The sequence below is a fragment of the Actinosynnema sp. NPDC002837 genome, assembly GCF_040295345.1.
GTDB lineage: Bacteria > Actinomycetota > Actinomycetes > Mycobacteriales > Pseudonocardiaceae > Actinosynnema.
Window position 1 is genome coordinate 25,678 of sequence record NZ_JBEOVG010000096.1, and the last position, 9,475, is coordinate 35,152.

Sequence of the window (9,475 nt, forward strand, 5' to 3'; positions counted from 1 at the left end):
GCGACTCCGCTAGTGCCGGAGAACTACTCCCGGCGCCACGGGTGCGTGGTCACGTCAGCGAGTCGTTGTCGAGCGGTCCCCGGACGTGGCCACCCCGTTCGACGCGGGCCGTCCGCTCCCGCCGCGTTCGCGGCCCTCAGTCGAGGCAGAACTCGTTGCCCTCGATGTCCTGCATCACGATGCACGACTCCTCGACACCGTCGGCGAGCATCGTCCGCACGTGCGCCGCGCCGAGTCCGGTCAGCCGGGCGCACTCGGCCTCGAGCGTGGCGAGGCGCTCCGCACCGACGAGCCCGGTACCGGCCCGCACGCAGAGGTGCACCCGGTTCTTCACGACCTTGCCCTCGGGAACGCGCTGGAAGAACAGCCGCGGGCCGACACCCGTGGGGTCGACGCAGGCGAACGCCGCGCCCTGGCTCTCGGGAGGAAGCGAGCGGTCGTAATCGGCCCAGGTGGCGAAACCCTCGGGCGCCGGCGGCACGACGTACCCCAGCACCTCGCACCAGAAGCGGGCCACGCGCTCGGGCTCCGCGCAGTCGAAGGTGACCTGGAACTGCTTGACCGACACCATGGGCCCACCATAGTTGCGGGTCCGGAGGCCGTCGCACGGCGGTGGGCTCGGCCGCGCCGGCCCACCGCCGCTCCCGCTACGGCATCACCATCGGCTGGTCCAGGACCCACAACCAGGACCCGTCCGGCTGGCGACGGGCGACCTCGACGGTCATCTCACCGCTGGTCAGCGTGGACATCGTGAGCGCAAGGTCACCGCTGACCAGCGCCTCGTGCTGCCGCCCCGGCGCGAGCACGGGCGCGGCGGCGACGAACTGCTCGTACACCTTGCGGATCTCCGCGTGCCCGGTCGCGAGGTTCCCCGGCGGGAACGCCAGCACGGCGTCCGGCTCGTACAGCGCCACCAGTCCGTCGACGTCGCCCGCGTTGCCCCGCTCGATGAAGTACTTGCCCAGGTCGTTCGGCTCGGCGGCCGCGTTCTTGCTTGTCATGCGGCTAAGCCTCCAACCAATACACGACAACCTGTGTCATGTATTCCGGTAAAGTTCTCCCATGCGCGCCGACCGGTTGGTCTCGCTGGTGCTGCTGCTGCGCCGGCACGGTCGGCTGTCCGCGACGGCGCTGGCCCGTGAGCTGGAGGTGTCCACCCGGACCGTGCTGCGGGACATCGAGGCGCTGTCGGCGGCCGGCGTCCCGGTCTACGCCGAACGCGGCCGGCACGGCGGTTTCACGCTGCTGCCCGGTTTCCAGACCGAGCTCACCGGGCTCAACCACGACGAGGCGCTCGCCCTGCTGGTCGCCGGGTCGCGGCGCGGCGCGCAGGCGTTCGGCCTCGGCGCCGCACTCGCCTCGGCCATGCGCAAGGTCGTCGACGCGCTGCCCGAGAGCTACCGGGCCACCGCGGCCGGCGCGGCCGAGCGACTGCTCATCGACCCGGGGACCGACCTGCTGTCACGCCGGGTGGTCGCCGAGGAGGTGCCGGACGCGGTGGTCGCCGAGGTCCGGCGCGCGGTGTTCGCCGGGCACAAGCTGCGCATCCGCTACGCGGCCGTGGACCAGGAGGCGAAGTGGCGGACGGTCGACCCGATCGGCCTGGTCACGGTCCGCGAGCAGGGTTACCTGCTGGCCACGAGGTCCGGCGAGGACCGCACCTACCGGCTGTCCCGGATCGAGGCCGCCGAGGAGCTCGCCGAACCCGCGCAGCGACCGGACCGGGTCGACCTCGACCGGGCCTGGCAGGAGCGCGGCACGCGGTTCCGGGCGGGCGGCGACCAGGTGACCGTGCTGGTGCTGCTGAACCCGGCGCGGCGGGAGGAGCTGGTGGGCACCGCGCTGGCCGTCCTCGCCGAGGACGTCGAAGCGGACGGCCGGCTGCGGATGGAGGTGACCTTCCAGGACGCCTGGCACGCCGAGTGGGCGCTGTGGCGGCTCGCCACGAACGCGGAAGCCCTGGCGCCGCAGTGGCTGCGCATTACCCTGCACGACCGCGCCGTCGCGATCGCGACCCGCTACGGAGCGCCGTCCTGAGGGACGTCGTCCTGGCGAGCGCCCTCCTGCGGGGCGACCTCGCGAGCACTGTCCTGAGAGGCGACGGCCTCGCGAGCGCCGTCCTGAGGGGCGGCCTCGGGCGATCCGGCGATCAGCCGGGTGACGAGGGCGCGGTAGGCGTCCTTCATCGGCAGCTCGTGTTCGATGTGGACGCGGCGGCGGGTGGTGGTGACCTCGACCCCGCGCACCGGATCGCGGCCGGAGCGGGTGTGGTCCTCCCACCACAGGCCGATGCCGCGGCGTTGCCAGGCGGGCAGGTCGTCGAAGTTGATCCCGTGCTGGTACAGCAGCTCGTTCTTCGCCGAGGTGGTCGTCCCTTCCAGGCGCCGGGTGGCCTCCCGGCGGGACGCGCCGGCCTTGCGCAGGGTCCAGTAGCACCAGCCGTTGAGCGCGCAGCGGGTGGCGTCGGCCTGCCGCCAGGACACGTAGTCGACCACGTCACCCACGCCCGCGCCGAGCCAGATCCGGCTGTCGAAGTGCGCGGGCTCGCCGGCGGCGTGGGTGAACGCGGCCGAGGCCACCCCGGCGGAGATCGACACGACCTTCTCCACACCGCGCCCGAACATGTCGTGGCGCGGGTCGAGCACGATCGAGATCTCGTCGCTCTCGGTGTAGGCGTAGCGCGCGCCGAACTCGGTCAGCAGCGCCTGCGCGGTCTCCACCATGAGCCGGGAGAAGCGCGCGTCGAACGGCTTGTCGAACCGCTCCTCGGTGAACCGGGAGAACCCGCGCCCGTCGACCCGCACGACCACCCACATCCCGGCCGGCGCCGTCAACCCGTGGAACCACTCCCTGGCGCGCTGCCCGGATTCGAGGTCGGCCCACCGCATCGTCACTCCTCCAGGGGTTGGACGTCGAACCCGCCGCGGCCGTCGAACCGCACGATCGACAACTCGTCGAACCCGTCGGCGCGCCGCGGCCGCCGCAGGCGCTTTACGGTCGCATAAAGCCCCACGTCGGGCACCCTGGTTTTGTCGTCCCTGGCGGCGTTGCGGGCCATCGACGCGGTGAGATCCGGCGGGAACCAGTATCCGACGATCCGCGCGCCGCGCGCCCGACCGGCCGCGATGAGCGGCGCCCATTCCTCGGCCGACGGATTGGTGTTGTCGACCGCGACGTCGAGCCCGGCGTCGAGCGCCTCGCCGATCAGCCGCAACTGCCTCGCCTGGCGTCGCCGCGCATTAGGGAACGCGTCCTTGCTGACGTGCGCGTGCGTGCCCGCCAGGACGGTGCGGTAGAAAGTCGTCTTCCCCGCCGCCTGAAGTCCGATCAAGATCGCGACCTCGGTCACCGGGCAATGGTAGGCGGCCCGCGCGCCTCGCCCGATAGCCGACCTCATTAACTGTCCACAGTGGACATATGCTATCGGTATTCCGCACCAGTTGCTCCCATCGGAGGGATACCGCGGCAACCACTTGGCGTCCGATGAAGTCCCGTGATAAAGATTCCAGACCCTGCTGACGCACTGGTATCCGGCAGCTCGCCCGCACCAGAGGAATTGATGGACCAACAAACACTCGCGGTGGCGTTCTGGTTCCTGCTCGCCATCGTGCTGATCGTCGTGTTCCTGCTGGTACGCCAACAGCGGACGACCCGGGCGTTACGCCTGCGGGCCGAGGAGGCGGAGGCCCGGGAGCGGATCCGGGCCGAGGAGGAGCGACACCTGGTCGACGCCCGGCTGCCCGCCCTGGCGGAGTCGCTGAACCACCGGCCCGTCGAGGTGCCCGGCCCGAGGCACCCGCGGGTGGCCGAGGCGCACGAGCCGGTGTTCGCCCTGTTCACCGACTCGGTCCGGCAGGCGAGCGCCCGTGGCGAGCAGTCGGCCCGCGCCACGCTCAAGTCCATGATGCGCGCGGTGCAGAGCCTGTCCAACGAGCAGCAGGTCGCGATCTCCGCGATGCAGGACCGGCACGACGACCCGGACGTGCTGGCCGGCCTGATGCGGATCGACCACATGAACTCCCAGCTCAACCGCCGGGCGCAGGCCACCGCCGTGCTCTGCGGCTCCTGGCCCGGGCAGCAGCGGTCGGCGTCCTCGTTGACCGACGTGGCGCGCGGCGCCACCTCCCGGATCCGCGACTACCTCCGGATCAACGTGCCCGCCGAGTCCGACGTCGCGGTGGTCAGCCGCGCGGTCGAGCCGGTCGTGCTGGCCGTGGCCGAGCTGCTCGACAACGCCGCCCGGCACTCGCCGCCCAACACCAGCGTCGAGGTCAACTTCCAGCAGGCGCACAACGGCATGGCCGTGATGATCGACGACGGCGGCGTCGGCATGACCGTCGAGGAGCTGCAGCGCGCGGCCCGGCTGCTGGCCGGCGACGGCGGCAACGACGTCAACCGGCTCGGCGACCCGCCGCAGGTCGGCTTCGCGGTCGTCGGCGTGCTGGCCAAGCGCTACGGCTTCCGCGTCTCGGTGGACACGCGCTCCCCGTACGGCGGTGTGCGCGCGGTCGTGTTCCTGCCGACCGAGCTGCTCACCCGCGTCAGCAAGCCGACCATGCCCGACAACGCCGTGGCGCTGCCGCCCGAGCGGCGACCCGTCCCGCCCGTCGACCGCGCCGAGCCCGAGCGCACCCCCGGTGGCCTGCCCCGACGTCGGCGGACGCAGACCGCCGAGCAGGGCGCGCCGTCGTCGACGCCGGTCGTCCCGGCGCCGGCCGAGCAGCGGATCGCGACCGGGCTGGCCGCCTGGAAACGCGGCACCGACTCGGGCCGGGCCACCACGCCGCCGCCTGTCGCTGAAGGGAACACCCAGGGATGAACAACGCATTGGGTTGGATGCTCGACGACGCCCTGAAGATGCCGGAGACGCGGCACGCCGTCCTGCTCTCGGCCGACGGGCTGCTGATGGCGCACTCCGCCGGCATCGACCGGGACGACGCGGAGCGGCACGCCGCCGCGATGTCGGCGCTGCAGGCGCTGGCCCGCGCCACCGCCGAGTTCTGCGGGCAGACCAGCGAGCAGTGGCAGCAGACGGTCAGCGAGTTCGTCGGCGGCTACGTCTTCCTGGCCGCCGCCGGTCCGGGCGCGTACCTGGCCGTGTCGGCGACCGAGCGGGTGGACATGGAGGCGGTCTCGTTCCGGATCCAGGAGCTCGTGCAGCGGCTGGGCAAGGAACTCACCAGCCCGCCGCGGCAGGACGCGGGCAGCCCGGCGTGAGCGGCGAGAAGCGCCTGCGGGGGCTGGTGCGGCCGTACGTCGTGACCGGCGGACGGGCGCACGCCAGCCGCAACACCTTCGACGCGGTCACGGTCGTGATCGCCACCCGCGAGCAGGTCTCCGGGCTGTCGCCGGAGAAGAAGCGGCTGATGGAGCTCTGCCGCGGCGGCGCGCTGTCGGTCGCCGAGATCGCCGCCCACCTCTCGCTGCCGATGAGCGTGACCAAGGTGCTGCTGTCCGACCTGGTCGACAGCGGGCACATCGCGACGCACGCCGCGGTCTCGCACGCCGCCCGCCCGAACATGGAGCTGCTGAAGGAGGTGCTCGATGGCCTCCGCGCTCGCCTCTGACGGCGTCTACCTGCGCGACACCGTGCGCACGGCGGTGAAACTGCTGGTCGTCGGCCCGTTCGCGGTCGGGAAGACCACCTTCGTGGGCACCCTCTCGGAGATCCGCCCGCTGCGCACCGAGGAGACGATGACGCAGGCCGGCGCCCTGGTCGACGACCTCGCCGGGGTGGACGAGAAGAACACCACCACGGTCGCGCTGGACTTCGGCCGGCTGACGCTCACCGACGAGCTGGTGCTCTACCTGTTCGGCGCGCCGGGCCAGCAGCGGTTCACCCGGATCTGGAAGGACATCGCCCACGGCGCGCTCGGTGCGCTCGTGCTCACCGACACCCGCCGCCTGGAGCAGTCGTTCGAGGTGATGAGCCTGCTGGAGGAGCTCGGCATCCCGTACGCGGTGGCCGTCAACGCCTTCGACGGCGCGCCCGCGTTCCCCGGCGAGGAGCTCCGGGACGCCTTGGACCTGCTGCCCGGGACACCGCTGATGTTCTGCGACGCCCGCGACGCCACCTCGTCCACGCAGGCGCTCGTCTCCCTCGTCGAGTACCTGTTAACCCGCAACCAGGAGAACGCGTGACCTCGCAAGCCGCCCCCGGGCAGGCATGTCCCGCACACCACGGCCGGACGCCCCTGCACGGCCCCGACTTCGCCGCCGACCCGGCCGCCACCTACCGGGCCCTGCGCGAGCACGGGCCGGTCGCGCCCGTCGAGCTGGCGCCCGGTGTGCCCGCCCACCTCGTCGTCGGTTACGCCGCGGCCCTGGACGTCCTGCGCAACCCCAGCGCGTTCCCGCGCGACCCCCGCCGCTGGCAGGCGAAGATGCCGCCGGACTCCCCCGTGCTGCCGATGATGATGTACCGCCCGAACGCCCTGTTCACCGACGGCGCCCAGCACGCGCGGCTGCGCGCCGCGGTCACCGACAGCCTGAGCCGGGTCGACCCGAACGCGCTGCGCGGCCAGGTCGAGCAGACCGCGGACCTGCTGATCGCGAGGTTCGCCGGCAAGGGCGAGGCCGACCTGCGCGGCGAGTACGCGAAGCTGCTGCCGCTGATGATGTTCAACCACCTCTACGGCTGCCCGCCGGAGCTCGGTGACCGGCTGCTCAAGGCCATGAGCTCCATCTTCGACATGGTCGACCCGGAGCAGGCCAACGCCGAGCTGACGCAGTGCATGGTGGAGCTGGTCGCGCTCAAGCGGCAGCGGCCCGGCCACGACATGCCCTCGTGGATGATGGCCCACCCGGCCCGGCTGACCGACGAGGAGCTGATCCACCAGCTCGTCCTGCTCATGGGCGCGGGCACCGAGCCCGAGCAGAACCTGATCGCCAACGGCATCCGGCTGCTGCTGGCCGACGACCGGTTCGCGGGCGACCTCTCCGGCGGCAGCCTGCCGGTCGAGGAGGCGCTCGACGAGGTGCTGTGGACCGACCCGCCGATGGCGAACTACTCGGCGAGCTACCCGCTCGAGGACACCGACTTCGCCGGTGTCCGGCTGCCCGCCGCCGAGCCGGTGGTGATCAGCTTCGCGGCGGCCAACAACGACCCCGCGCTGGTCGGCCAGCAGCGCTCGGGCAACCGGGCGCACCTCGCGTGGAGCGCGGGCGTGCACGCCTGCCCGGCGCAGCAACCGGCCCGGCTGATCGCGTCGGTGGCGATGGAGAAGATCCTCGACGCCCTGCCCGACATGCGCCTGGCGGTCCCCGTCGAGGAGCTGGTCTGGCGGCCGGGCCCGTTCCACCGCGCGCTCAGCGCGCTCCCCGTGCGTTTCACCCCGGTAGCCGTGCCCGTCCAGCCCGACGAGTCACCTGGAGAGCCCCGTTGGAACGTGCAGCCGAACCCATCGTCCTCGACCCCACCGGCCGTGACCTCCACGCCGAGTCCGCAGCCATCGCCGCGCGAGGGCCGGCGACCCTGGTGGAGCTCCCTGGCCAGGTTCCTGCGTGGTCGGTGACCAGCCAGCAGACCCTGCGCGACCTGCTCGGCGACCCCCGCGTCTCGAAGGACGCCCGGCAGCACTGGCCCGCGTTCGGCACCGGTGAGATCTCCGAGGACTGGCCGCTGCACCTGTGGGTCTCGGTGCAGAACATGTTCACCGCGTACGGGGGCGAGCACCGTCGCCTGCGCTCGCTGGTGTCCAAGGCGTTCACGGCGCGGCGCGTGGCGGCGATGCGGCCGTGGATCGAGCGGATCACCGACCGGCTGCTGGACGAGCTCGACGCGGCGGAGCAGCCGGTCGACCTGCGGGAGCGGTACGCCTACCCGATCCCGATCGAGGTCATCTGCCAGCTGTTCGGCGTGCCCGCCGAGGCGCGGTCGGAGCTGCGGACGGTGGTCGACGGCGTCTTCGACACCACGATCACCGCCGCGGCGGCGCAGGCGAACGCCGTGCAGCTGTACGGGATCATGCACGAGCTGGTCGCGGCGAAGCGGGAGAACCCCGGTGACGACCTGGCCAGCGGCCTGATCGCGGTGCGCGAGGACGACGGCTCGAAGCTGGAGGAAGCCGAGCTCGTCGACACCCTGATCCTGGTGATCTCGGCGGGCTACGAGACCACCGTGAACCTGCTCGACCAGGCGATCACCGCCCTGCTGACCCACCCGGAGCAGCTGGCCGCGGTCCGCGCGGGCACGAGCGGCTGGGCGGACGTGATCGAGGAGACCCTGCGCTGGCAGGCGCCGATCGCGAACCTGCCCCTGCGGTACGCCGTGGAGGACATCGAGCTCGGTGACGGTGTCGTCATCCGCCAGGGCGAGGCGATCCTGGCGGCCTACGCGGCGGCGGGCCGGGACAGATCGGTGCACGGCGAGACCGCCGACCGGTTCGACGTCACCAGGGCCGACAAGACCCACCTGGCGTTCGGCCACGGCGTCCACTACTGCCTGGGCTCACCCCTGGCGCGGATGGAGGCGGAGATCGCCCTGCCGGCCCTGTTCGCCCGGTTCCCGGGGATGGAGCTGGCGGTGGCGCCGCACGAGCTGGAGCCGGGCCAGTCGTTCATCTCCAACGGTCACCGCTCCTTGCCCGTGCGGCTGAAGTAGCGCGGCGGGCCGGGGCGCGTCACGAGCGGTGGCGCGCCCCGGCCCGGTCGGCGACGGGCGGTCCTCGTGCGGCGGCGCGGTGGACGCGGGCTTCTGCTGATCGGACGGGTTCGTGCTCGTCAGAGGCCTGCCGACGCTCCGTGACACAATCGGCCGCGTGCAGATCGGGACGCTGGGGCCATTCGAGGTTCGCACGGACGACGGCGTCTTGGCCGACGTGCCGGGCGCGCGGTTGCGCGGGTTGGTGGTCGCCCTCGCGCTCGAACCGGGTCACGTGGTCCCGAAGTCCGCGCTCGTCGACTGGATCTGGGGCGAGAACCCGCCTTCCGACGCGGCGAACGCGTTGCAGCGCCTGGTTTCCCGGCTGCGCAAGGCGCTGCCGGACGGGTCGGTGGAGGGGCAGCCGAACGGCTACCGGTTGGTCGTGGCGCCCGACGCCGTGGACGCCGTCCGGTTCGAGCGCCTCGTCACGCGCGCCCGCAACGAGGACGGCCCCCAGCGGGTGCGGCTGCTGCGCGAGGCCCTCGCGCTGTGGCGCGGCGCGGCCATGCAGGACGTCGGGCTGCCCGACAGCGAGGCGTTCGACGCGGCCGTCACCCGGCTCGAAGGGCTGCGCCTGACGGCCATGGAGGACCGGTTCGCCGCGGAGGTCGACCTCGGCCACGGCGCGGACCTCGTCCCGGAGCTGACCGACGTGGCCGCCGCGCACCCGATGCGGGAACGGTTCGCCGTCGCGCTGATGCGCGCGCTCGTCGCGGCCGGCGCCCGCCCCCCCGCCCCCCTGGTGGTAGAGAGCACCCCCCCGGGCCGGGGCGGCCCCCGCGGCGGGGGGTTGGGGAGGTGACACGGAATGACACCCCACACCCACACAAG

The 9,475-nt window shown here is 72.6% G+C and carries 11 protein-coding genes and 1 pseudogene; 8 read left to right on the forward strand and 4 right to left on the reverse strand.

The genetic code is table 11. The annotated features are described in order from the left end of the window. Positions 1–136: 136 nt before the first annotated feature. Positions 137–571, reverse strand: coding sequence for a VOC family protein (locus tag ABTZ99_RS37935; protein ID WP_498785069.1), 435 nt, complete (start codon positions 569–571; stop codon positions 137–139). A 76-nt stretch (positions 572–647) separates the two neighbouring features. Further along, on the reverse strand, positions 648–1,001 hold the full coding sequence (locus tag ABTZ99_RS37940) for a YybH family protein (protein WP_499617939.1): 354 nt from the start codon (positions 999–1,001) through the stop codon (positions 648–650). Between the two features lie 61 nt (positions 1,002–1,062). Between ABTZ99_RS37940 and ABTZ99_RS37945 the strand changes: the two genes are divergently transcribed. Beyond that, positions 1,063–2,037: a helix-turn-helix transcriptional regulator gene (locus ABTZ99_RS37945; RefSeq protein ID WP_499617940.1), complete on the forward strand. Its 975-nt coding sequence runs from the start codon at positions 1,063–1,065 to the stop codon at positions 2,035–2,037. Here ABTZ99_RS37945 and ABTZ99_RS37950 read toward each other — a convergent pair. Continuing rightward, the gene (locus ABTZ99_RS37950; RefSeq protein ID WP_498785063.1) at positions 2,019–2,888 is read right to left on the reverse strand and encodes a tRNA(His) guanylyltransferase Thg1 family protein; all 870 of its coding nucleotides are present in this window, start codon (positions 2,886–2,888) and stop codon (positions 2,019–2,021) included. The two genes, ABTZ99_RS37945 and ABTZ99_RS37950, sit on opposite strands and share 19 nt — an antisense overlap. Positions 2,889–2,890: 2 nt before the next feature. After that, positions 2,891–3,349 (reverse strand): AAA family ATPase, encoded by a 459-nt coding sequence (locus ABTZ99_RS37955; RefSeq protein WP_498785061.1) that lies wholly within the window; start codon positions 3,347–3,349, stop codon positions 2,891–2,893. A gap of 210 nt (positions 3,350–3,559) precedes the next feature. Here ABTZ99_RS37955 and ABTZ99_RS37960 point away from each other — a divergent pair, with 210 nt between their 5' ends. The 7 genes and pseudogenes from ABTZ99_RS37960 to ABTZ99_RS37990 form a co-directional block, all read left to right on the forward strand. Then, positions 3,560–4,819: an ATP-binding protein gene (locus ABTZ99_RS37960; protein WP_499617941.1), complete on the forward strand. Its 1,260-nt coding sequence runs from the start codon at positions 3,560–3,562 to the stop codon at positions 4,817–4,819. Further along, positions 4,816–5,217 (forward strand): roadblock/LC7 domain-containing protein, encoded by a 402-nt coding sequence (locus ABTZ99_RS37965; RefSeq protein WP_498785057.1) that lies wholly within the window; start codon positions 4,816–4,818, stop codon positions 5,215–5,217. The genes ABTZ99_RS37960 and ABTZ99_RS37965 overlap by 4 nt, the downstream gene beginning before the upstream one ends. After that, positions 5,214–5,567 (forward strand): DUF742 domain-containing protein, encoded by a 354-nt coding sequence (locus tag ABTZ99_RS37970; protein WP_498785055.1) that lies wholly within the window; start codon positions 5,214–5,216, stop codon positions 5,565–5,567. The genes ABTZ99_RS37965 and ABTZ99_RS37970 overlap by 4 nt, the downstream gene beginning before the upstream one ends. Then, a complete protein-coding gene (locus tag ABTZ99_RS37975; RefSeq protein ID WP_498785053.1) occupies positions 5,545–6,141 on the forward strand; it encodes a GTP-binding protein in 597 nt (198 codons plus the stop codon). Before ABTZ99_RS37970 ends, ABTZ99_RS37975 begins: the two co-directional genes overlap by 23 nt. Continuing rightward, a complete protein-coding gene (locus ABTZ99_RS37980) occupies positions 6,138–7,514 on the forward strand; it encodes a cytochrome P450 (protein ID WP_499617942.1) in 1,377 nt (458 codons plus the stop codon). The genes ABTZ99_RS37975 and ABTZ99_RS37980 overlap by 4 nt, the downstream gene beginning before the upstream one ends. Beyond that, complete coding sequence (locus ABTZ99_RS37985) at positions 7,451–8,602, forward strand: cytochrome P450 family protein (RefSeq protein ID WP_498785135.1); 1,152 nt, start codon at positions 7,451–7,453, stop codon at positions 8,600–8,602. Before ABTZ99_RS37980 ends, ABTZ99_RS37985 begins: the two co-directional genes overlap by 64 nt. A 157-nt stretch (positions 8,603–8,759) precedes the next feature. Further along, positions 8,760–9,401, forward strand: a pseudogene (locus ABTZ99_RS37990) (AfsR/SARP family transcriptional regulator); the annotation flags it as partial. Positions 9,402–9,475: the final 74 nt, after the last annotated feature.